This is a genomic window from Streptomyces sp. NPDC059832, assembly GCF_042731715.1.
Classification (GTDB): domain Bacteria; phylum Actinomycetota; class Actinomycetes; order Streptomycetales; family Streptomycetaceae; genus Streptomyces.
Genome location: NZ_JBHWIY010000003.1, coordinates 276,396 through 298,279, shown reverse-complemented (window position 1 = coordinate 298,279; position 21,884 = coordinate 276,396). Strand labels below are relative to the sequence as shown.

Sequence of the window (21,884 nt, the reverse complement as noted above, 5' to 3'; positions counted from 1 at the left end):
GGAGGCCCTAGACCACAACGGCGGAGAAAAAACACCCCCACCGGTTTTGGCCCCTCCCTCCACGCCCCCGGGAACCCCCCCGGCCGACTGCTTGCGCCGTATCGTTGTGTGAGTACGCCGCAGACATCACCGTTCGATGCAGTCCGATGCAGAGAGGCGCCGCGCAATGGTGCAGATCAAGACCCCCGAGCAGATCGCGAAGATGCGTGAGGCGGGGCTGGTGGTCGCTGCCATTCACGCGGCCACCCGCGAGGCGGCGGTGCCCGGCGCCACCACGCTCGACCTGGACCAGGTCGCCCGCAAGGTGATCGCCGACCACGGTGCGAAGTCGAACTTCCTCGGGTACGGCGGGTTCCCCGCGACCATCTGCACCTCGGTCAACGAGGTCGTCGTCCACGGCATCCCGGACGACAAGACCGTCCTCAAGGACGGCGACATCATCTCCATCGACGCCGGCGCGATCGTCGACGGCTGGCACGGCGACGCCGCGTACACGGCCTTCGTCGGCACCGGTCACGCTCCGGAGCTGGTCGAGCTCTCCCGGGTGACCGAGGAGTCCATGTGGGCCGGTATCGCCGCGATGAAGGTGAACAACCGCCTCGTCGACATCTCGAAGGCGATCGAGTCCTACATCCGCCGCCAGCCCCGCCCCGCCACCGGCAAGTACGGGATCATCGAGGACTACGGCGGCCACGGCATCGGCACCGAGATGCACATGGACCCGCACCTGCTGAACTACGTCGCCCGCAAGCGGGGCAAGGGCATCAAGCTCGTCCCCGGCGTATGCCTGGCCATCGAGCCGATGGTCTCGCTCGGTACGGCACAGACCGAGGTGCTCCAGGACGACTGGACCGTCATCACCACGGACGGCACCTGGTCCTCCCACTGGGAGCACTCGATCGCCCTCACCGAGCAGGGTCCCCTGGTCCTGACCGCCCCCGACTGCGGCAAGGAGAAGCTGGCGCAGTACGGCATCGAGGCGGCTCCGGACCCGCTGGGCTGAGCGCGCACCGCCGGGCGGAGCCCGGCGCAGCCGGCCGAAGCCTGTGAGGCGCTCCGGCGCCGAGCCCGCGAGGGCTGTGGGGTGGAGGGGCCGGCATCGAGGCGGCTCCGGACCCGCTGGGCCGAGCCGGCGTACCGCGGCGCCGAGCCCGAGGGGGGATTTGGGCTGCTTGTGGAGGTCTAAGGATCTCCTCGGGTGGGCAAACTTGACGGATTCGTCTTTTGGGGTTCGCTGACGTAGACTGACTCGTCGGCTGTCGTGCATCAGTGTGTCCGCATGCGATGCCGAAAGTCGATCAAGGTAGCCGATTCGAAAGGCGAAGCGTGGCCAAGAAGCAAGGTGCCATCGAAATTGAGGGCACCGTGATCGAGTCCCTCCCGAACGCCATGTTCAAGGTGGAACTCCAGAACGGTCACAAGGTCCTCGCGCACATCAGCGGCAAGATGCGGATGCACTACATCCGAATCCTTCCGGATGACCGGGTCGTCGTGGAGCTCTCCCCGTACGACCTGACGCGTGGCCGGATCGTCTACCGCTACAAGTAGATCTTGCCTCCACCCCGCTTCCGCGCGGTGACGGCACTGACCCGGAGAACCTGACATCCCATGAAGGTCAAGCCGAGCGTCAAGAAGATCTGCGACAAGTGCAAGGTGATCCGCCGTCACGGTCGGGTCATGGTCATCTGCGACAACCTGCGCCACAAGCAGCGCCAGGGCTGACGCACGACCCCCTGCATCTCGCAGTACTTCGCGCGACGCACGTAAAACGTACATACGCAGAGTCCGTCCAAGCTTCGGCTGACGACACCTCCGGCGGGGGCCGGGGACCCGGGCGTACCACCTCTCGTCACGAGCGGTCGGCGATCGGGAGCGGCACTGCGGAAGACCCCCGAATTAACAACTGGAGCCATTGAATGGCACGCGTTTCAGGTGTTGACATCCCGCGCGAAAAGCGCGTGGAGGTTGCCCTCACCTACGTCTTCGGTATCGGGCGCACCCGGTCCAAGGAGATCCTCGCCACCACCGGCGTGAACCCGAACACCCGCGTTCGTGACCTGGCCGAAGAGGACCTGGTCAAGATCCGCGAGTACGTGGACGCCAACCTCCGCACCGAGGGTGACCTTCGCCGCGAGATCCAGGGCGACATCCGCCGCAAGATCGAGATCGGCTGCTACCAGGGCATCCGCCACCGTCGCGGTCTGCCGGTCCACGGCCAGCGCACCAGCACGAACGCTCGTACCCGCAAGGGCCCGCGTCGCGCGATCGCCGGCAAGAAGAAGCCGGGCAAGAAGTAGTCCTCAGCGGACGCACTGCGGGCGTCCGGGCCACCGGTCATCCGCAGCAACCAGCGGTCTTCGCTGTAGGACCGATCACCTCCCCTCTCCATCTGGAGTCAAGACATGCCCCCCAAGGGTCGTCAGGGCGCAGCCAAGAAGGTGCGTCGCAAGGAAAAGAAGAACGTCGCTCACGGCCACGCGCACATCAAGAGCACGTTCAACAACACCATCGTCTCGATCACGGACCCCTCGGGCAACGTGATCTCCTGGGCCTCCGCCGGCCACGTCGGCTTCAAGGGCTCGCGCAAGTCCACCCCCTTCGCCGCGCAGATGGCCGCCGAGTCGGCCGCCCGCCGCGCGCAGGAGCACGGCATGCGCAAGGTTGACGTCTTCGTCAAGGGTCCGGGCTCCGGCCGCGAGACCGCGATCCGTTCGCTCCAGGCCACCGGCCTGGAGGTCGGTTCGATCCAGGACGTCACCCCCACTCCGCACAACGGATGCCGGCCGCCCAAGCGTCGCCGCGTCTGATTCCGTCTGAAGCAACGGAGACAACTGGAAAATGGCGCGATACACCGGGGCCGACTGCAAGCGTTGCCGTCGGGAGAAGCAGAAGCTGTTCCTCAAGGGCAGCAAGTGCGAGAGCGCGAAGTGCCCGATCGAGATCCGTCCTTACCCCCCGGGTGAGCACGGACGCGGGCGCACCAAGGACAGCGAGTACCTGCTTCAGCTTCGTGAGAAGCAGAAGTGCTCGCGTATCTACGGTGTTCTTGAACGACAGTTCGTGAACTACTACAAGGAAGCGAACCAGAAGACCGGCAAGACCGGTGAGAACCTTCTGCGCATCCTTGAGACCCGCCTCGACAACGTGGTCTACCGGGCAGGCTTCGCCAAGTCCCGCGACCACGCCCGTCAGCTGGTGCGTCACGGACACATCGCTGTGAACGGCACGAAGACCGACATTCCGTCGGCCCGCGTCGCCGTGAACGACGTCATCGAGGTTCGTCAGAAGTCCAAGGCCCTGACCCCCTTCCAGGTGGCCCAGGCCGAGGCCGGCGAGCGCACCGTTCCGGCGTGGCTCGAAGCCGTGCCGTCGACGATGCGGATCCTCGTGCACTCCCTGCCCGAGCGCCAGGTGATCGACACCCAGGTGCAGGAGCAGTTGATCGTCGAGCTCTACTCCAAGTAGCAGCTCGTGGGTCCGGGCGGTACGGCTCTTCGGGGTCGTGCCGCCCGTACCCTTGTCGGTATCTGGGGGCGTCAAATAGTGGGCGCCCACGACTGAAGGAACGCAACATGCTTATCGCTCAGCGTCCGTCGCTGACCGAAGAGGTCGTTGACGAGTTCCGCTCCCGGTTCGTCATCGAGCCGCTGGAGCCGGGCTTCGGCTACACCCTCGGCAACTCTCTTCGCCGCACGCTCCTCTCCTCGATCCCCGGCGCTGCTGTCACCAGCATCCGGATCGACGGTGTCCTGCACGAGTTCACCACCGTGCCGGGCGTCAAGGAGGACGTCACCGACCTCATCCTCAACATCAAGCAGTTGGTCGTCTCCTCGGAGCACGACGAGCCGGTCGTGATGTACCTGCGCAAGCAGGGTCCCGGCCTGGTCACCGCTGCTGACATCGCCCCGCCGGCCGGTGTCGAGGTCCACAACCCGGACCTGGTCCTGGCCACGCTCAACGGCAAGGGCAAGCTGGAGATGGAGCTGACCGTCGAGCGCGGTCGCGGCTACGTCTCCGCCGTCCAGAACAAGCAGGTGGGCCAGGAGATCGGCCGTATCCCGGTCGACTCCATCTACTCGCCGGTGCTCAAGGTCACGTACAAGGTCGAGGCGACCCGTGTCGAGCAGCGCACCGACTTCGACAAGCTGATCGTCGATGTCGAGACCAAGCAGGCCATGCGTCCCCGTGACGCCATGGCTTCGGCCGGTAAGACCCTGGTCGAGCTGTTCGGTCTGGCGCGCGAGCTCAACATCGACGCCGAGGGCATCGACATGGGCCCGTCCCCGACGGACGCCGCGCTCGCCGCCGATCTGGCGCTGCCGATCGAGGAGCTTGAGCTCACGGTCCGTTCGTACAACTGCCTCAAGCGCGAGGGCATCCACTCCGTGGGTGAGCTCGTGGCTCGTTCCGAGGCCGACCTGCTCGACATCCGCAACTTCGGTGCGAAGTCGATCGACGAGGTCAAGGCGAAGCTGGCCGGTATGGGCCTCGCGCTGAAGGACTCGCCTCCCGGCTTCGACCCGACCGCCGCCGCCGATGCCTTTGGCGCCGACGACGACGCGGACGCCGGTTTCGTGGAGACCGAGCAGTACTGATCCGCCTCCGGCCGGGGTGCCCGGGATTTCTGGGCGCCCCGGACCGGGGTGAGGCTCTGGCCTCGATCGCCGGACGGGCTCGATTTTCGGGCTGAGGCCCGATGTCGGGTGAGTGCGGCAGACGAAGACTTCCGTGTGGCGTCCGCCGCGCGGGAACTGACACCGGTACCTGATACGGCCGGTGCAGCACACAAGGAGAAAAACCATGCCTCAGCCCGCCAAGGGTGCCCGTCTGGGCGGCAGCGCTGCGCACGAGAAGCTTCTTCTCAACAACCTCGCGAAGTCGCTGTTCGAGCACGGCCGCATCACCACGACCGAGGCCAAGGCCCGTCGCCTGCGTCCGGTCGCCGAGCGTTTCATCACCAAGGCGAAGAAGGGCGACATCCACAACCGTCGCCTGGTGCTGCAGTCGATCACGGACAAGGGCGTCGTGCACACGCTCTTCACCGAGATCGCCCCGCGGTACGAGAACCGCCCCGGTGGTTACACCCGCATCACCAAGATCGGCAACCGTCGTGGCGACAACGCCCCGATGGCGGTCATCGAGCTGGTCGAGGCGCTGACCGTGGCCCAGCAGGCCACCGGTGAGGCCGAGGCCGCCACGAAGCGTGCGGTCAAGGAAGACGCCCTCAAGAAGGACGAGGCTCCGGCCGAGGCCGTCGAGGACGCCAAGCCGGCCGACGACGCCGAGTCCAAGGACGCCTGAGCGTTCTGAGACCACTGGACGGGCCCGCATCACCCTTCGGGGCGGTGCGGGCCCGTTCCGTATGTACCTGCGAGTAGCTGCGGGAAAGGACCCTTGGGTGAGTGACGAAGTGGAGCCCGGCTTCGTACGGGTGCGGCTGGACCTGGCGTACGACGGCAAGGACTTCTCGGGCTGGGCGAAGCAGACTTCCAGGCGGACCGTCCAGGGGGAGATCGAGGACGCGCTGCGGACCGTGACGCGCTCCTCGCGGACGTACGACCTGACCGTCGCCGGGCGCACCGATGCCGGGGTGCACGCCCGGGGCCAGGTCGCGCATGTGGATCTGCCGGACGAGGTGTGGGCCGAGCACGCGGACAAGCTGCTGCGGCGGATGGCCGGGCGGATGGCGCCCGATGTACGGATCTGGCGGATCGCGCCGGCGCCCGCCGGTTTCAACGCGCGGTTCTCGGCGCTGTGGCGCCGGTACGCCTACCGCGTCTGCGATCGTCCCGGCGGGGTGGATCCGCTGTTGCGCGGTCATGTGCTGTGGCACGACCGGCCGTTGGACGTGGCGGCCATGAACGAGGCGGCGGCCCGGATGGTCGGGGAGCACGACTTCGCCGCGTACTGCAAGAAGCGCGAGGGCGCGACGACCATCCGTACGCTGCAGAAGCTGAGCTGGGTACGGGACGGGGCGACCGGGATCCTGACGGCGACCGTGCAGGCGGACGCGTTCTGCCACAACATGGTCCGCGCGCTGATCGGCGCGGCGCTCTTCGTCGGGGACGGGCGCCGTCCGGCCGAGTGGCCGGCCCAGGTACTGGCGGCCCGGGTGCGGGACCCCGGGGTGCACGTGGTGCGTCCGCACGGGCTGACGCTGGAGGAAGTGGCCTACCCGGCCGACGAGTTGCTGGCCACCCGCGCCGTGGAGGCGCGCAATGTGCGCACGCTCCCCGGGAGCGGTTGCTGCTGAGTCATCTACTCCCGGGCCGCTGCCGCCGCGGCGGTGTGTGCCCGCCGTTGGCGCCAGGCGCGCCTCAGGCCGGCCGCCGTGAACAGGGCCGCGAGCGTGTACGCCGTCGCGAGGGACGGGGTGATGTCGGGGGCCGCCCAGCCGTACACCGCGGCCGCGGTGAACAGCAGCAGGCTCAGTACGCGCAGCAGCCACCAGCGCGGCCGGCGGGGCTCGTACGCGTCCGGGGACGCCGGGTGCTCGCCGTCCTGGGTGGTCATCGTGGAGCGCATGCCGGCCAGCAGGCCCCGCCGGGTGAGCACCCGGGCGCCCGGCAGGGTGTCCAGGACGTCCGGGCGGTCACCGAAGCCCGGCGGGAGCGGGGGCAGGGCGAGGGCCGCCAGGAGGTCCGACTGGTGGCGGGGCGGGTTGCCGGTGGAGCGGAGTATGTGCGTCAGCGGGCGGGGGTCCGGGAGGGCGAAGGCGTGGGCCAGGGCCTCGGCCGTGGCGGTGACCGCGGCGTGGTCGGGGGCCGGGGACGTGGCGTTCCACTCGTGGGCGGCCAGCGGCCTGCCCTTGCGGAACAGCGTGAGCCCGCAGCGCTCGGGGGTGCGGCGCAGGACCAGCGTGGGCCACTTCTCGCCGGTGGTGAAGTTGTCGGCCGCCGTGGTCAGCGGGTCCTCCGTGGACAGAATCGAGCGCTTGGCGGGGCGTGCCCCGGCGACGGCCTCGACATAGGTGTGCCTGTCGGTCGCGGGGGCGGTGCGGAGCGAGACGCCGCACATCAGCGCCGCCTGCGCCACCTCCGCCGGGCGGGCCACCGCTATCGCCACCGCGCAGGGGGCGTCGGGGGCGGGGGCCGGCGCGGTGCGGGGCTGCGGGGGGCGGCCGAAGAAGGGGGTCAGGGACGCCAGTTGGATACGGGTGCCGGAACGGGTTTCGAGGAACTCCTGGCGCGGGTCGTCGCCGAAGTACGCCCAGGGGAACTCGGTGGCGTGGGTGCCGATGCTGCGGAAGGCGTCGAGGGCTTCGTCCCAGCGCTCCGTGCGCAGCAGCATCAGGGCCAGGCAGTTGCGGAAGCCGGCCGCCTCCTGGCTGCCCGGTCCGTACGCCTCCGAGAGCTCCAGGGCGCGGGTGACCGCGGCTGCGACGCGGGGCGCGTACGGGTCGGGGCCGGGCGGTGCGCCGGGGGACCGAACCACGTACTCCAGCGCCGCGAACAGCGGCAGCGCGTGCAGCTTCGAGCCGGGCGGGGCGGTGTCGGCCGCGCGCTCGGCGAAGTCGAACATCTCCGTGTGCGAGCCGTGCCATTTCGCGCAGAGGTAGGTGAGGGCGGCGGTGTGGCATCCGTAGTGGTGCGGGTCGCGGGCCAGGGCCTGCGCCCAGTATCCGTCGAAGACCTCGCGGGGGGCCTGGCTGCCCAGCGCGTGGGTCAGGGCGATGCGCCAGGGCACGGGGTCGGCGGGGTTGAGTTCGGCCGCTCTGCCGATCACCGGTGCGGCGTCCTCCAGCAGTGCGAAGAAGGCCCGGAACCGGTCGCGCGAGACCTGCCCGGCGCTTTCCGTGGAACGCATCTCCCACGCCTGGTGGATGCCGAGATCTGCCCTGACCAGGGCCGCGTCCGGGTCCTCGGGGTGTTCGGCCTGCCAGGCGTCCAGCCAGCCGGGGTTGTGCAGGGCGGCCCCGGCGAGCCGTGCCGCGTAGCCGTCCCTCAGCTCCCACTGCCTGTGCTCGCGGGTCCCGGCGAGCAGCTCCCGGGCGGGGCCGTGGTCGCCGTCGGCGGCCGAGGCCAGGGCGGCCCGGAGCGCGGGGTCCGGCGCGTCGACGGACACGGCCTCGTCCGGCGGCAGATCGGCGCCGATGGCCGCGCTGTGGCGCAGCACGCGGGGAAGGGCGAGCAGGAACGGAAGGCGCACGGATCCCCGGTACCCGTCAGCCGGTCTGCGCGGTGGCCGCGGCCGAGGCCTGGAGCTCGCCGCGGTGGCGGATCTGACGGAACGTGAAGTTCGTCAGGTCGTCACCGGTGGCGTAGGCGTTCTTGTCGGCCGTGGTGACGTTCTTGCCGTTGGTGTACCCGCTGATGGCGAAGTAGGCGTAACGGCCGTAGGAGTTGGCGGTACGGCGGCAGACCGATCCGGGCAGGCAGAAGGACGGCACGCCCGCGCCGCTCAGCGTGGCGATGCTGCCGCTCGCCTGCCGGGCCGCCTTCTTCGCCTGTGCTTCCGTCCGGAAGACCGCGAGGCCGACGGTGACGGCGACGCCGTCCTTGCTGTACGTGGCCCGGACGACCTGGTCGCAGCCGTTGTTCACGAGGATCGGGCCGAGGGCGCCCTTCGTGGTCGCGGCGCAGTTCTTCGTCTGCTGGGTCGCGCCCTTGACGTAGACCCGGTTGCCCATCGTCAGCTTCTTGCCGGGGAAGAACGCGTCGACGGTGATCGGCGCCCGGTCCTTCTTCGCGTCGGAGATGTAGTCCTTCGGGTCCGGCGGGGGCGGCGGGGCCACCGAGGAGAAGGACGGCTCGGGCTCGGCGGTGTCGTTCGGCAGATCGCTCGGCGCGGGCAGCTCGCTCGCGTTCTTGCCGGAGTTGTTGCTGTTGTTCTTGTTGGTCGAGATGACCGCCGTGGCCACGATCGCGCCGATCGCCGCGGTGGCGAGCACGCCGCCGCCGATCAGCAGCCACCTCTTGCGGCGGTTGCGCGCGGCGGACTCGTCGGCCAGCGCTGCCCAGTCCGGAGTCTGTGTGCCCCCGGGCCCCCCGGAGGGCCCCCCTTGCCCAAAGCTCATGCGGCGAATCCTAGAGGAGACGTAAACCGGTTGGGCCAGGGCTTCGCGGGCCGTGACAATGCTGTGCATGGGACATCTTGAAGCGGGCCACCTGGAGTACTACCTACCGGACGGGCGGGTGCTGCTCGGCGATGCTTCGTTCCGGGTGGCGGACGGGGCCGTGGTCGCCCTCGTGGGGGCCAACGGCGCCGGGAAGACGACGCTGCTCAGGCTGCTCGCCGGGGACCTCCAGCCGCACGGCGGTTCCGTCTCGGTGAGCGGCGGGCTCGGGGTGATGCAGCAGTTCGTGGGCTCCGTGCGCGACGAGCGCACCGTCCGGGACCTGCTCGTCTCCGTGTCCCAGCCGCGTATCCGGGAGGCGGCCCTGGCGGTCGACCGGGCCGAGGAGCTGATCCTCACCGTCGACGACGAGGCCGCGCAGATGAAGTACGCGCAGGCCCTGAGCGACTGGGCGGAGGCCCGCGGGTACGAGGCCGAGACCGTCTGGGACATGTGCACCACGGCCGCGCTCGGCGTCCCGTACGAGAAGGCGCAGTGGCGCGAGGTGCGCACGCTGTCCGGCGGTGAGCAGAAGCGCCTGGTGCTGGAGGCGCTGCTGCGCGGTCCCGACGAGGTGCTGCTGCTCGACGAGCCGGACAACTATCTCGACGTGCCCGGCAAGCGCTGGCTGGAGGAGAAGCTCAAGGAGACCCGTAAGACGGTCCTCTTCGTCTCCCACGACCGCGAGCTGCTGTCCAGGGCCGCCGAGAAGATCGTCAGCGTGGAGCCGAGCCCGGCCGGCAGCGACGTGTGGGTGCACGGCGCCGGCTTCGACACGTACCACCAGGCCCGCAAGGACCGGTTCGCCCGGTTCGAGGAGCTGCTGCGGCGCTGGGAGGAGGAGCACGCCCGGCTGAAGGCGCTGGTCCACCGGCTGCGGCAGCAGGCGGCGATCAGCCCCGACATGGCGTCCCGCTACCGGGCGATGCAGACCCGCTTCAAGAAGTTCGAGGACGCGGGCCCGCCGCCGGAGCCGCCGCGCGAGCAGGACATCAAGATGCGGCTGCGCGGCGGCCGGACCGGGGTACGGGCGGTGACCTGCAAGAACCTTGAGCTGACCGGGCTGATGAAGCCGTTCGACCTGGAGATCTTCTACGGGGAACGGGTCGCCGTCCTCGGCTCGAACGGTTCGGGGAAGTCGCACTTCCTGCGGCTCCTCGCGGGCGAGCAGGTCGCGCACACGGGGGAGTGGAAGCTCGGGGCACGCGTCGTACCCGGGCACTTCGCGCAGACCCACGCCCATCCGGAGCTGCTGGGCAAGACGCTGGTCGAGATCCTGTGGACGGAGCACGCCAAGGACCGGGGCGGCGCCATGTCCGTACTGCGCCGCTACGAGCTGGAACGGCAGGGCGACCAGCCCTTCGAGAAGCTGTCCGGCGGGCAGCAGGCGCGGTTCCAGATCCTGCTCCTGGAGCTGGCCGGCACGACCGCGCTGCTGCTGGACGAGCCGACGGACAACCTGGACCTGGAGTCGGCGGAGGCGCTGCAGGACGGTCTGGAGGCGTACGAGGGGACTGTGATGGCCGTCACGCACGACCGGTGGTTCGCGAAGTCCTTCGACCGCTATCTGGTGTTCGGCTCGGACGGCGTCGTACGCGAGACGACGGAGCCGGTGTGGGACGAGCGGCGGGTGGAACGGGCGCGGTAGCGCGCGGCGTGACCTGGGCGGGGTGCGCCTTGTCCGGGCGGGTGGGGGTGGTGCCCCTCCGGGGAGTCTTCCCGGAGGGACCCCGGACCCCCACCCGACGGCCCAAGGCGCACCCCCGCGGGGAACCCGCACCGACCAGCCCGTCCGGCGATTGAGGACGGAACCCCCGGCAGCGGGGCCGGCCAGGCCGGGGAACCCCGCTGCCGCCCGCCCGGGGGCCACGCGTTTTGACCCGTCCGGGGCGGGGCGGGTAGTCTCGTTGATTGTTATGCGTATTGGCTTCGTCGTTCTCACGCGTAGGGCCCTTACGTAGGTTCTCTGGAGCAGTTACCAGTGGCTCGCATACGGGCAGCGTCCCCGGCATTGTGAGCCCCAGCTGCATGATCGCTTCAGAGGTGCCATGTGTCTGGACCCCATCCACTGAAGAAGCGAAGGCTACGAAGTGCGTACGTACAGCCCCAAGCCCGGCGATGTGACGCGCCAGTGGCACATCATTGACGCGCAGGACATCGTCCTGGGCCGTCTGGCCACCACGGCTGCGAACCTCCTCCGCGGCAAGCACAAGGCGATCTACGCCCCCCACATGGACATGGGCGACTTCGTCATCATCATCAACGCCGAGAAGGTTCACCTCTCCGGCAACAAGAAGACCCAGAAGATGGCGTACCGCCACTCCGGGTTCCCGGGTGGTCTGCGCTCCGTCCGTTACGACGAGCTGCTCGCCAAGAGCCCCGAGAAGGCCGTCGAGAAGGCCATCAAGGGCATGATCCCCAAGAACAGCCTGGGCCGTCAGATGCTCTCGAAGCTCAAGGTCTACGCGGGCGACCAGCACCCGCACGCTGCTCAGCAGCCGGTCCCGTTCGAGATCACCCAGGTCGCGCAGTAGTTCCGGCCTCCCCCTAAGACCAAAAGAAAGATCTGAGGAGAATCGTGGCCGAGACCACTGTTGAGAACCCCGTCGAGGGCACCGAGGGCGAAGAGGTCTTCGCCGAGGTGACCACCTTCGAGTCCGAGGTTCCCGTCGAGGGCGAGTACACCAGCGAGTCGCTGGCCTCCCGCTTCGGCGACCCGCAGCCCGCCGCCGGCCTTGGCCGTCGGAAGAACGCCATCGCCCGCGTCCGGATCGTTCCGGGCACCGGCAAGTGGAAGATCAACGGTCGCACCCTTGAGGACTACTTCCCCAACAAGGTGCACCAGCAGGAAGTCAACGAGCCCTTCAAGGTGCTTGAGCTCGACAACCGCTACGACGTCATCGCCCGCATCTCGGGTGGCGGCGTCTCGGGTCAGGCCGGCGCCCTGCGTCTCGGCGTGGCCCGTGCGCTGAACGAGGCGGACGTGGACAACAACCGCGCCCCGCTGAAGAAGGCCGGCTTCCTCTCCCGTGACGACCGTGCGGTCGAGCGCAAGAAGGCCGGTCTCAAGAAGGCCCGCAAGGCCCCGCAGTACAGCAAGCGCTAATCCGCCTGCTCATCTGCTTTACACGTTCGCCCCGGCGGCACACCTCGTGCTGCCGGGGCGTTCGTTTATCGACACCCTCGGGCGTATAACGGCATAAGACGCTCATAGGCTTGTTGCGCTGCTTTGGTTGATTTGGTTTTGCGGTTTCGGAGCATCTTCGGAGGACACCAGTGGGACGACTCTTCGGCACGGACGGTGTGCGCGGTGTCGCCAATGCGGATCTGACGGCCGAGCTGGCGCTCGGTCTCTCGGTCGCTGCGGCGCATGTTCTCGCCGAGGGGAGCACTCTCGACGGGACCCGGCCGACAGCCGTGGTGGGCCGTGACCCACGCGCGTCCGGAGAGTTCCTGGAGGCCGCCGTCGTGGCCGGTCTCGCCAGCGCCGGCGTGGACGTCCTGCGCGTCGGTGTGCTGCCCACCCCGGCGGTGGCGTACCTCACCGGCGCGCTGGGCGCCGACCTCGGTGTGATGCTCTCCGCGAGCCACAACTCCATGCCGGACAACGGTGTCAAGTTCATCGCCCGCGGCGGTCACAAGCTCTCCGACGAGCTGGAGGACCGGATCGAGTCCATCTACCAGCAGCACCGCACCGGTGAGCCGTGGGAGCGCCCGACCGGGGCCGGTGTGGGACGCGTCACCGAGTACGCGGAGGGCTTCGACCGTTACGTGGCCCACCTCGTCGCGGTCCTGCCGAACCGGCTCGACGGGCTGAAGGTCGTGCTCGACGAGGCGCACGGGGCGGCTGCCCGGGTCTCGCCCGAGGCCTTCGCGCGGGCCGGTGCCGAGGTCGTCACGATCGGTGCCGACCCGAACGGCCTGAACATCAACGACGGCTGCGGCTCCACCCATCTGGAGCCGTTGAAGGCCGCCGTCGTGGAGCACGGCGCCCACTTCGGCATCGCGCACGACGGCGACGCCGACCGCTGCCTGGCCGTGGACGCCACGGGCGAGGAGGTCGACGGCGACCAGATCCTGGCCGTCCTCGCCCTCGCCATGCGCGAGGCCGGACAGCTGCGCAAGGACACCGTGGTCGGCACCGTCATGTCCAACCTCGGCTTCAAGATCGCGATGGAGCGGGAGGGCATCCAGCTCGTCCAGACCGCCGTCGGCGACCGCTACGTACTGGAGTCGATGAAGGCCGAGGGCTACGCACTGGGCGGCGAGCAGTCCGGCCATGTCATCGTCCTGGACCACGCCACGACCGGCGACGGCACGCTGACCGGCCTGCTGCTCGCGGCCCGGATGGCCGCCACCGGCCGTACGCTCGCCGATCTGGCCGGGGTCATGCAGCGGCTGCCGCAGCTGCTGATCAACGTCCGCGACGTCGACAAGTCCCGGGTCGCGACCTCCCCCGAGGTCGCCGAGGCCGTGGCCGAGGCCGAGCGCGAGCTGGGCTCCACCGGACGCGTGCTGCTGCGCCAGTCGGGCACGGAGCCGCTGGTGCGGGTCATGGTCGAGGCGGCCGACATCGAGCAGGCGCGGGCTGTCGCCGAGCGGCTGGCCGATGTGGTGAAGTCCGCGCTGGGATAGGACGGGCCCGCACGCGCCGTCAGGTGGACGGCGGCGCGGTCGCCACGCCCGGTCCACCGGACCGAAGCGCTCCACCCGGGGACGGCCGGGTGGGTGCCGGCGTCACCGGGCTCACGTACCCCTGAGGCGTTCCGGTCGTCCGGGCCTCAGCAGGTCTTGACCCGGTGGGGTTCCGGGGCCGGTGCGTTCGCACGGTGCTGCGGGTGGCCGCCCTTGGTGGGCCGTGGGCGGACCGGCCACCAGATGCTCCGGCCGAGGAGGGCGGCGAGGGCGGGGACCAGCACCAGCGAGAGGACGAGCGCGGAGAGCATGATGCCGAGCGTCATCGCGAAGGCGATCTGCTCGTTGCCCGGGGTCGTGGCGAGGGTGGCGAAGGAGCCGGCGAGCACCAGCCCGGCCGTCGCGATGGCCGGTGTCGTGTGCCGTACCGCGCGGGCCACGGCGGCGCGGGCCGGGCCCGGTCGCCGCATCTCCTCCCGGATCCGGTCGCTGATCAGGATGTTGTAGTCGGTGCCCAGGGCCACGACGAACAGGAACAGCACCAGGGGCAGGGTGAAGTCGACGCCCGGCCTGCCGAGGGCGTGCTGGAAGAGCAGGGTGGCGGCGCCGAGGGTGGCGGCGAAGCCGAGCCCGACGGAGAGCATCAGGACCACCGGTGCGAGCAGGCTGCGCAGGAGCAGCAGGAGGATCAGCGCGATCAGTGCGGCTGCGACCGGGAAGACGGTCTTCAGGTCGTGGTCGACGGCGGTGGAGATGTCGGCGTGGATTGCCGCCGTCCCGCCCACGTGTGTCGTCGTTCCGGCGGGTGTGTGCTGGGTGACCGCGGCCCGGATCGGTCCGGAGGCCAGGTCGCGGGCTTGTTGGCTCTGTGGGTCGGCGGTCGGGTAGAGGTCGATCCGGGCGGCGCGGTGGTCCTTGTTCAGGGCGGTCGGTGCGACCTTGCCCACGCCGTGGACCCGGGTGAGTGCCCGGGAGAGGCCGTCGAGCCGGCCGGTGGTGAGGGTGTCGCCGTCCTTGGCGGTGACGAAGACGCTCGTCGGGTCCGACACTCCGGCCGGCAGTGTGCGGGAGATCTCGGTCGCGGTGCTCGCGGCGGGGGTCGCGTCGTCGGAGCCGCCCCGGCCGTAGTCCATGCGGATGCCGGTCAGCCCGGCGGCCAGCGCGGCGAGCAGGGCGACGGAGGCCGTCAGCATCGTCAGCGGTCGTCGCGTGACCAGCGTGCCGAAGCGGGCGGCACGTCCTTCGCCCGGCTTGTGGCGAAGGGTTCGGGAGGGCCAGAACATCTTGCGCCCGGCGGCCGCGAGCAGCGCCGGCAGCAGGGTGAGGCTGCCGAGCAGCATCACCAGGACCGCGACGGCGATGGCGGGGCCCAGCGAGCGGAACTGCCCGAAGGTCGCCAGGCCCAGCGTGGCGAACGCGGCCACGATGGTCAGCGCCGCCGAGGTGATCGCGGTGCCCACCCGGCCCGAGACCTCCTCGGCCGCCTCGCGGGCGGACTGTTCGGGCCGGGCGCGCAGTTGCTCGCGGAAGCGGAACAGCAGGAACAGCAGGTAGTCGATGCCGATGCCGAGCAGGACCACGTTGATCAGCCCCGGGGTGCTCGCGTCGAGCTTGCGCCCGGTGAGCAGCGCCGCGCCCGCCACGGTTCCCGCCGCCACGGAGCCGATCATGGCGACCGCGAGCAGCGGCAGCAGGGCTGCCAGCACGCTGCGGAACACGAGCACGTTGAGCAGGATGATGAGCGCCGTGAGGAGGGCGCCCCCGACCTTCGCGGCGGTTTCGTGGGCGTCGGTGGTGTCGACGGTGTCGGCGAGGCTCCCGGTGAAGCCGGTGCGCATCCCCGCCTCGGAGAACTGTGTCCGGGCGGCGTCCCGGAAGGCCCGGTAGACGCCCTGGACCCCCTGGTCCGCGGGATTCCCCGTCAGCTGGACGGAGAGCAGTTCGAAGCTCCGGTCGGGTGCCGTCATCGACGGGGCGATGCGGGGTGTCTGGGAGCGGTCCGGGACCAGGAACCGAGGCATGTCGTCCTCCCTGGGCATGATCACCCGGTGCCGGCCCAGCTTCGCCGCCCCGGCCTCGACCCGCTTGTGGTCGGCGGCGCCGAGGGCCTTGCCGTCGGACCGGGCGACCAGCACGGTCACCGTGGTGGCGTCGGGGTTCACGCCGAACTGTTCTTCGGCGATCCGGAGCGCGGCGGCCGAGTCGTAGGAGCGGGGCAGGAAGTCCCCGGTCCGGTGCTGGGTGACGCGGCCGATCAGGGTCGGGATCAGGGCGCTCATCACGACCCCCAGCACCGCCCAGAGGGCGATGACCTTCCATGGGTGTCTGGTGGAATATCCGGTCAGGGCGCGGATCACGAGGTCCTCCGGCGGACGGACTTGAATGCGGACGGCTGCCGGGGGCTCCCGGCCGGTCTCCAGACCATCACCGCGAGGGGGCGCCGGGCGTCGTGGCAGCGGATGATCCGGATCGGGGCCCTGGGTCCCTCCCGAGCCCTTGACCAGGACCCTGGTCCCGGTCCTGGTCAAGGGCTCGGGAGTGCCACCGCCGGTGCTGTGCAACCCTGTCCCGGGGGGCCGGGAAGCCGGGAGGCCGAGATGCCGGACACAGGGGGGAACGGACATGCCCAGGAGCCGACACATCGCGCCCGACGATTCCCGGACGCCGCTGCACATCGACGGCGCCGAGCCGCCGTGGACCCGCAACGACGCGCTCGTGACCGGCGGGGCCTGCGCGATGAACCTGCTCAGCTACGTGTTCTTCAACGACCCCGACGGCCGGCACGACGTGAGCGTGGCGGGGTTCCTTCTCGTCGCCCTGGCGGCCATGCCGCTGCTCGCCCGGCGCAGCCACCCGGTGGCGGCGCTCGCCGCCGTGCTGGCACTCGACGCGACGGCCGCCCTGACCGTCCCACTGCCCAGCCACTTCGGCGCCGTCCTGGTGGTGGCCCTGTACACGGTCGCCAGGGCCTGTTCCGGCCGGGTGACGGCGGTCGCGGCTGTCGTGACGATGTCGCTGACACTGCTGAGCCAGAGCAACGGCCGGATTCCGCCCTGGCAGGAGGCGGTCACCCCGCCGCTCTCCACCTTGATCGTCGTCGGCACCGCCATGGCGGTCAACCGCTGGCAGCGGGAGGTGGCGGCCAACCGCAGACTCCTCGCCGACCGTGCGGTGGCCGACGAGCGCCGCCGCATCGCAAGGGAGTTGCACGACATCGTGGCCCACCACATCACCACCATGCAGCTGATGGCCGGCGGAGCCAGGGCCAACCTCGCCCGACCTGAGGTGGTCCTGGACGCCCTGGTCACCCTGGAGTCCTCCGGGCGGCTCGCGTTGCGCGAGATGCGCCAGCTCCTCGACGTGCTGCGGGCCGGTGACGAACCGGAGGCCGCGCCGTCGCTGCCCCAGCCCGGCGTCGAGGACCTCGACCGTCTGGTGGCCGAGTCCCGCCTCGCCGGACTGCCCACCGAGTTCGGCGTCCGGGGGCCGCGGCGCCCGCTGCCGCCGACCGTCGGCCTCACGGTGTTCAGGATCGCCCAGGAGGCCCTCACCAACACCCGCAAGTACGCGGGGGACGCCCGCGCGTCCGTGCGGCTGACGTACCACCAGGAGCGGATCACCGTCGAGGTGCGGGACGACGGCGGGGGCGCACCGCCGCGGGAGGGGGCGTCGGTGGACTCGGGCGGTTACGGCCTCATTGGCATGCGCGAGCGCGTCGCCCTGCACGGCGGCACCCTGACCGTCGGCCCGCAGGCCGATGGGGGGTTCGCCGTGGTGGCCGACCTGCCGCTGAGCACGGACGAGGCGGCCGAGGCGGCCGTCCAGCACGAAGGAGCACACCGATGAACGGGACCGGGCCGACGCCGCGGACGATCAGGGTGCTGATCGCGGACGACCAGCCGCTGGTCCGGCGAGGTCTGTCGCTGATCCTCTCCCCCGACCCGTCCTTCGAGGTGGTGGGCGAGGCCGAGGACGGCGCGCAGGCCGTCGCCCTCGCCCGCCGGCTGCGCCCCGACGTCGTGGTGATGGACATCCGGATGCCGGTCCTCGACGGGGTCGGCGCGACCGGGGAACTCGCCGTCACCGTGCCCGGCTGCCGGGTCCTGGCCCTCAGTACCTTCGACCTCGACGAGTACGTGGTGGGCGCCCTGCGCGCCGGGGCCTACGGGTTCCTGCCCAAGGACAGCTCCCCGGAGGACCTGAGCGCGGCGATCCACACCGTCCACGCGGGCGAGGCCGTCGTCGCGCCGCGCCTGCTCACCCGGCTGATCTCCACCCACGTACGGGCATCCCGCGCTGCGCGGCCGGTCCCCGCCGGCCCGACCGGCCCGGGTGAACTCACCCCCCGCGAGGTCGAGGTGTGGCGCCTGATGGCCACCGGCCTCGACAACACCGAGATCTCCCGCGCCCTGGACATCAGCCTCTCCACGGTCAAGAACTACATCACCAGCATCTTCGGCAAACTCGCCGTCCGCGACCGCGCCCAGGCGGTCATCGCGGCCTACGAATCGGGCCTGGTCACCGCCCGCGCGGACTGACTCCGCGCCGCCCGCGGGGCCTGGCGGACGATCAGGCGCAGATGCGGCACGTGGCCACTCCCGGGAGGCTCGCGGACTCAGAGTTTGCGCAGCGACAGCCGCTGGACCTTGTGGTCAGGGCCCTTGCGCAGCACCAGGGTGGCACGGCCCCGGGTGGGCGCGACATTCTCCACCAGGTTGGGCTTGTTGATGGTCCGCCACATCGTCGCCGCGTACTCCATGGCCTCCTCCTCGGAGACCTGGGTGTACTTGCGGAAGTACGAGAACGGGTTCTGGAACGCGGTCGCGCGCAGTTTCCGGAACCGGTTGAGATACCAGCTCTCGATGTCCTCGGTGCGCGCGTCCACGTACACGCTGAAGTCGAAGTAGTCGGCGAGACCGACCCTGGTCCGGCCGTCCTTGCCGGGCATCGCGGGCTGCAGCACGTTCAGCCCCTCGACGATCAGGATGTCGGGGCGGCGTACGGTGAGCCGCTCGTCCGGCACGATGTCGTAGATCAGGTGCGAGTAGACGGGCGCCGTCACCTCGTCCTTGCCCGCCTTGATGTCGGCGACGAAACGGGTCAGGGCGCGCCGGTCGTACGACTCGGGGAACCCCTTGCGCGACATCAGGCCGCGGGCCTGGAGCTCCTTCATCGGCAGCAGGAACCCGTCCGTGGTCACCAGCTCCACGCGCGGATGCTCGGGCCAACGGGCCAGCAGTGCCTGGAGGATGCGCGCGGTGGTGGACTTGCCGACCGCGACACTGCCCGCGACGCCTATGACGAACGGGGTGCCGCGCTGCTCGCCGTGGCCGTTCCCCGCGTCCCCGAGGAAGGTGTTCAGGGCGCCGCGCAGACCCGAGGTGGCCTGGACGTAGAGGTTGAGGAGCCGGGAGAGCGGCAGGTAGACGTCGCGTACCTCGTCGAGGTCGATGACGTCCCCGAGCCCGCGCAGCTGCTCGACCTCGTCGGCGGTCAGCGGCAGCGGCGTCTTGTCGCGCAGCGCGCTCCACTCGGCGCGGGACAGATCGACGTACGGCGTCGCCGCGTGCTCGGCGCGTCGGTGGGTGCTCCGTGGCGGCGAAGAGATCACGGGTTCATTGTTGCGGGAGTTCGAACGGAGTGGGGGGTGGGCTCGGTCACGTGGGGGAGGGCCGGGCCGGTGCCGCCGCCGTCGTTCACGGCTGTGCGCCCGCCTCCGTGCCCGCCTTCGTGCCGACGTCCGTGCTCACCTTCCTGAGCACGCAGAGCTCTCCGCTGTCGGGGTCGCCGATGAACGTCCACAGGACGGCGGAGTCGGTCTTCCCCCTGGCCGCGAGTTGGCCGGTGACCTTGCCGGGGGCGAATGCGACGGACAGTTCCGTCGCGCCCTCCTGGGTCGCGTACACGTCGGACTCCCAGGTGCCGGTCCCGGTCATGATGGACGGGAAGCCGAATCCGGAGCTGTCGCCGGTGGTGGCGTCCGTGTAGTCGCCGCAGACGTTCGTGGCGCTGAAGGTGCCGTCCTCGGCGAGGACGAGCCGGCCGCCGTGCTCGTCCTGCCAGGTGCCGCGCAGCTGACCTTGCGTCAGTACGAGCGGCGGGCCGTCGGGCTCCGGGGGGATGTTCACGTAGCGCAGGACGAACAGCAGGACGAACAGCCCCACGGGGACGAGCACGACGAGGACCGCCCCGATGCCCAGCCCCAGCACGACGGCGGCCTTGTTCGACATCCGGCGCTTCGGCCGCGGAGGGGGCACGGGGAACGGCCGGGAGGGCCGGAGATCCCGGGGTGGACGTTGCGACGACGTGACTGGCCCTTCGGCGCCGGACATGCGCCCCACCCCCCGGTTCTCGGCCGACCGGCCGGAATCGGTGCCGGTCGGCGGCGACGCCATGATGCACCCGGGGGCACCTGCCGCCGTCGGCAGGGTCCGGTGTCCGCACCCCTGTGGCGGACACCGGACCCGGTTCAGGGGCGCCCGGTGACGGCGGGGCGCCTCGCCCGCGGCCTCAGGGCTTCTCGCCCTTGGCGTCGACGACGGCGGCTTCGACCCGGGCTTCGCTCGTGAGGACCTGCCCGGCCTTGAACTTGATCGTCCGGCGCTTCACCTTGCCGTCGGAGAGCGCGTACTCGTAGTCCTCGGTGACCACGAAACGCAGACCGACGTAGCTGAAGTCGTGCGGGTCGAGCAGGATCTCCCGCTGCTCATGGAGGCCGTCCTCCTTCCGGGTGATGGCGATGGCCTCGCGCCCGGCGGCGTCCTTCACCAGGTGGTCGGTGACGTGCACGCCGGGGATGGTGGCCATGGCCCGGTAGATCCGGGCGAGGGCGGCCGGTGCGATCGGATACGCCTCGACCATCAGCCCCATCGCCCGGAAGCTGTGCTGCGCCTCGGCCTCGGGCGGGCTGTCGGCCGTGTTGCCGGTCGGATGGAACGAGCGGACCTTCGCCAGCAGCCGCGCCGGGTCGTCGGGCAGCGCCTCGGTGGCCCGGTAGACCTGGCGGGCCGTGCGGTAGTCGGAGTCCTTGCCGTTCTTGGCCGCGGCGGAGTTGTCGTACGGAACCCAGGCGTCGGGGTCGTACGTGACGCGGCCGGCGGCCATGCCGTTCTGGTCGCCCTGCGCGGCCTGCACCGTCCTGGTGTAGATCCACTGGTCGTCGCGCGGCTCCGGCCCGGCCGGCTGCTTCTCCAGCGCGTCGGCGGCCCGGTTCAGCACCTCGGCCGGGCTGTCCAGCCGCAGGGTCCCGGCGGTCGAGGCGGGTCCGGAGCGGTCGGGCGCCGCGGCGTCCCCGAGCTGGGTGCCGAGCACCGCCGCCACGGTGATCGCCGCGGCCGCGCCGACCGCGGCGACCCGCCAGTCCGCCCGCAGGCGGTGGACGCGACGACCCGGGGCCGCGGCCTCGGTGAGCCGCTGCCGGCCCGGGGCGAGCGCGCCGCGGTCGGGAACGGGCGCGTCCGCGCGGAGCTCGCGCAGCTGGGTCATTTCGTCCATGACGGGGTCAGCTCCATGGCGTCGGGCGTGAACGAGGGGTCCATGCAGAGGGCCTCGCGGACCTTGCGGCGGGCGCGATTGAGCCGGGACCGCACGGTGCCGAGCGGGATGCCCAGCGCCGCGGCGACCTCCTGGTACCCGAGGTCGGCCCAGGCGACGAGCAGCAGCACATGCCGGTCGCCGGGCGAGAGCGCGGCGAGCGCCACCGCCAGGGGTGCCTGGGCGGCGATCCGGTCGTCGGAACGCTCGCTCCAGGAGGCGGCCACCGGGTCCTGGCCGGTACGGGCCAGGGCCCGCAGCCCCCGCTCCTCGCTGCGCCGGTGCTTGCCGATGAGGTTGGCCGCGATGCCGTACAGCCAGGGGCGGGCGCTGCGGTGGGAGCGGTCGTAGCGGCGCCGGGAGCGGAAGGCGATGAGGAAGGTCTCCGCCGTGATGTCGTCCGCCGCGCCCTCCCCGAGGCGGCGGGCGGCATAGCGGTGGATGTCCGGTGCGTGACGGTCGTAGAGCCCGGCGAAGATCTCGGGCTCCTCCAGCGACTGCGCGATGACCTCGGCATCGTCGTCGGGGCTGGCCGGCGGTCCGGTCACATCGGCTCCTGGGGCTCGGCGGGTGAGTGTGTCACCCCTTGTTCCCCGCTGGGGCCGGAAAGGTTCACAGGGTATGCGGGGCGGCCACCCCCGATGCCGCCCCGCGCGCACCG

Annotated in this window: 22 protein-coding genes; 15 read left to right on the top strand and 7 right to left on the bottom strand. The window is 70.7% G+C overall.

What is annotated here, in order from left to right:
• Positions 1-166: 166 nt before the first annotated feature.
• The 9 genes from map to truA all read left to right on the top strand — a co-directional run bounded on the left by map (position 167) and on the right by truA (position 6,253).
• Complete coding sequence (gene map / locus ACFV8T_RS06520; RefSeq protein ID WP_266415460.1) at positions 167-1,003, top strand: type I methionyl aminopeptidase; 837 nt, start codon at positions 167-169, stop codon at positions 1,001-1,003.
• 323 nt (positions 1,004-1,326) lie between these two features.
• The gene (gene infA, locus ACFV8T_RS06515; RefSeq protein ID WP_003956442.1) at positions 1,327-1,548 is read left to right on the top strand and encodes a translation initiation factor IF-1; all 222 of its coding nucleotides are present in this window, start codon (positions 1,327-1,329) and stop codon (positions 1,546-1,548) included.
• 60 nt (positions 1,549-1,608) lie between these two features.
• Positions 1,609-1,722, top strand: a complete 114-nt coding sequence (rpmJ, locus tag ACFV8T_RS06510; RefSeq protein WP_003956441.1) for a 50S ribosomal protein L36 — start codon at positions 1,609-1,611, stop codon at positions 1,720-1,722.
• 194 nt (positions 1,723-1,916) lie between these two features.
• Positions 1,917-2,297, top strand: coding sequence for a 30S ribosomal protein S13 (gene rpsM, locus ACFV8T_RS06505; protein WP_014047799.1), 381 nt, complete (start codon positions 1,917-1,919; stop codon positions 2,295-2,297).
• A gap of 105 nt (positions 2,298-2,402) precedes the next feature.
• Positions 2,403-2,807, top strand: a complete 405-nt coding sequence (gene rpsK / locus ACFV8T_RS06500; RefSeq protein WP_003956432.1) for a 30S ribosomal protein S11 — start codon at positions 2,403-2,405, stop codon at positions 2,805-2,807.
• 31 nt (positions 2,808-2,838) lie between these two features.
• On the top strand, positions 2,839-3,465 hold the full coding sequence (gene rpsD / locus ACFV8T_RS06495; protein WP_093897256.1) for a 30S ribosomal protein S4: 627 nt from the start codon (positions 2,839-2,841) through the stop codon (positions 3,463-3,465).
• Between the two features lie 107 nt (positions 3,466-3,572).
• Positions 3,573-4,595 carry a DNA-directed RNA polymerase subunit alpha gene (locus ACFV8T_RS06490; protein WP_003966937.1) on the top strand — a complete coding sequence of 341 codons (1,023 nt, stop codon included), beginning with the start codon at positions 3,573-3,575 and terminating at the stop codon, positions 4,593-4,595.
• A 205-nt stretch (positions 4,596-4,800) separates the two neighbouring features.
• Positions 4,801-5,301, top strand: a complete 501-nt coding sequence (rplQ, locus tag ACFV8T_RS06485; RefSeq protein WP_124716932.1) for a 50S ribosomal protein L17 — start codon at positions 4,801-4,803, stop codon at positions 5,299-5,301.
• A 97-nt stretch (positions 5,302-5,398) separates the two neighbouring features.
• The gene (gene truA, locus ACFV8T_RS06480) at positions 5,399-6,253 is read left to right on the top strand and encodes a tRNA pseudouridine(38-40) synthase TruA (protein ID WP_385325236.1); all 855 of its coding nucleotides are present in this window, start codon (positions 5,399-5,401) and stop codon (positions 6,251-6,253) included.
• Between the two features lie 5 nt (positions 6,254-6,258).
• On the opposite strand, the gene ACFV8T_RS06475 is transcribed toward truA, so the two are convergent.
• Together ACFV8T_RS06475 and ACFV8T_RS06470 are read right to left on the bottom strand one after the other, a co-directional pair.
• On the bottom strand, positions 6,259-8,148 hold the full coding sequence (locus ACFV8T_RS06475; RefSeq protein WP_385325235.1) for a hypothetical protein: 1,890 nt from the start codon (positions 8,146-8,148) through the stop codon (positions 6,259-6,261).
• A 16-nt stretch (positions 8,149-8,164) separates the two neighbouring features.
• The gene (locus tag ACFV8T_RS06470) at positions 8,165-9,016 is read right to left on the bottom strand and encodes a hypothetical protein (RefSeq protein WP_385325234.1); all 852 of its coding nucleotides are present in this window, start codon (positions 9,014-9,016) and stop codon (positions 8,165-8,167) included.
• Between the two features lie 58 nt (positions 9,017-9,074).
• Between ACFV8T_RS06470 and ACFV8T_RS06465 the strand changes: the two genes are divergently transcribed.
• The 4 genes from ACFV8T_RS06465 (at position 9,075) to glmM (ending at position 13,690) form a co-directional block, all read left to right on the top strand.
• Entirely contained in the window at positions 9,075-10,703 is a 1,629-nt protein-coding gene (locus ACFV8T_RS06465; RefSeq protein WP_385325554.1) for an ABC-F family ATP-binding cassette domain-containing protein, read from the top strand.
• Between the two features lie 442 nt (positions 10,704-11,145).
• Positions 11,146-11,589 (top strand): 50S ribosomal protein L13, encoded by a 444-nt coding sequence (gene rplM, locus ACFV8T_RS06460; protein WP_072486702.1) that lies wholly within the window; start codon positions 11,146-11,148, stop codon positions 11,587-11,589.
• Positions 11,590-11,633: 44 nt separating this feature from the next.
• Complete coding sequence (gene rpsI, locus ACFV8T_RS06455) at positions 11,634-12,161, top strand: 30S ribosomal protein S9 (protein WP_030914197.1); 528 nt, start codon at positions 11,634-11,636, stop codon at positions 12,159-12,161.
• A gap of 170 nt (positions 12,162-12,331) precedes the next feature.
• On the top strand, positions 12,332-13,690 hold the full coding sequence (glmM, locus tag ACFV8T_RS06450) for a phosphoglucosamine mutase (protein WP_385325233.1): 1,359 nt from the start codon (positions 12,332-12,334) through the stop codon (positions 13,688-13,690).
• A 146-nt stretch (positions 13,691-13,836) separates the two neighbouring features.
• On the opposite strand, the gene ACFV8T_RS06445 is transcribed toward glmM, so the two are convergent.
• Entirely contained in the window at positions 13,837-16,047 is a 2,211-nt protein-coding gene (locus ACFV8T_RS06445; RefSeq protein WP_385325231.1) for an MMPL family transporter, read from the bottom strand.
• A gap of 265 nt (positions 16,048-16,312) precedes the next feature.
• Here ACFV8T_RS06445 and ACFV8T_RS06440 point away from each other — a divergent pair, with 265 nt between their 5' ends.
• Positions 16,313-17,536 carry a sensor histidine kinase gene (locus tag ACFV8T_RS06440; protein WP_385325229.1) on the top strand — a complete coding sequence of 408 codons (1,224 nt, stop codon included), beginning with the start codon at positions 16,313-16,315 and terminating at the stop codon, positions 17,534-17,536.
• Complete coding sequence (locus ACFV8T_RS06435; RefSeq protein ID WP_385325228.1) at positions 17,533-18,228, top strand: response regulator; 696 nt, start codon at positions 17,533-17,535, stop codon at positions 18,226-18,228. Before ACFV8T_RS06440 ends, ACFV8T_RS06435 begins: the two co-directional genes overlap by 4 nt.
• A gap of 77 nt (positions 18,229-18,305) precedes the next feature.
• On the opposite strand, the gene coaA is transcribed toward ACFV8T_RS06435, so the two are convergent.
• From coaA to ACFV8T_RS06415, 4 genes are all read right to left on the bottom strand, one after another.
• Positions 18,306-19,301: a type I pantothenate kinase gene (coaA, locus tag ACFV8T_RS06430; RefSeq protein ID WP_385325226.1), complete on the bottom strand. Its 996-nt coding sequence runs from the start codon at positions 19,299-19,301 to the stop codon at positions 18,306-18,308.
• A gap of 85 nt (positions 19,302-19,386) precedes the next feature.
• The gene (locus ACFV8T_RS06425) at positions 19,387-19,920 is read right to left on the bottom strand and encodes a hypothetical protein (protein WP_385325224.1); all 534 of its coding nucleotides are present in this window, start codon (positions 19,918-19,920) and stop codon (positions 19,387-19,389) included.
• A 280-nt stretch (positions 19,921-20,200) separates the two neighbouring features.
• Positions 20,201-21,184, bottom strand: a complete 984-nt coding sequence (locus tag ACFV8T_RS06420) for a CU044_5270 family protein (RefSeq protein ID WP_385325222.1) — start codon at positions 21,182-21,184, stop codon at positions 20,201-20,203.
• On the bottom strand, positions 21,172-21,771 hold the full coding sequence (locus tag ACFV8T_RS06415) for an RNA polymerase sigma factor (protein WP_385325221.1): 600 nt from the start codon (positions 21,769-21,771) through the stop codon (positions 21,172-21,174). The genes ACFV8T_RS06420 and ACFV8T_RS06415 overlap by 13 nt, the downstream gene beginning before the upstream one ends.
• Between the last annotated feature and the right edge of the window lie 113 nt (positions 21,772-21,884).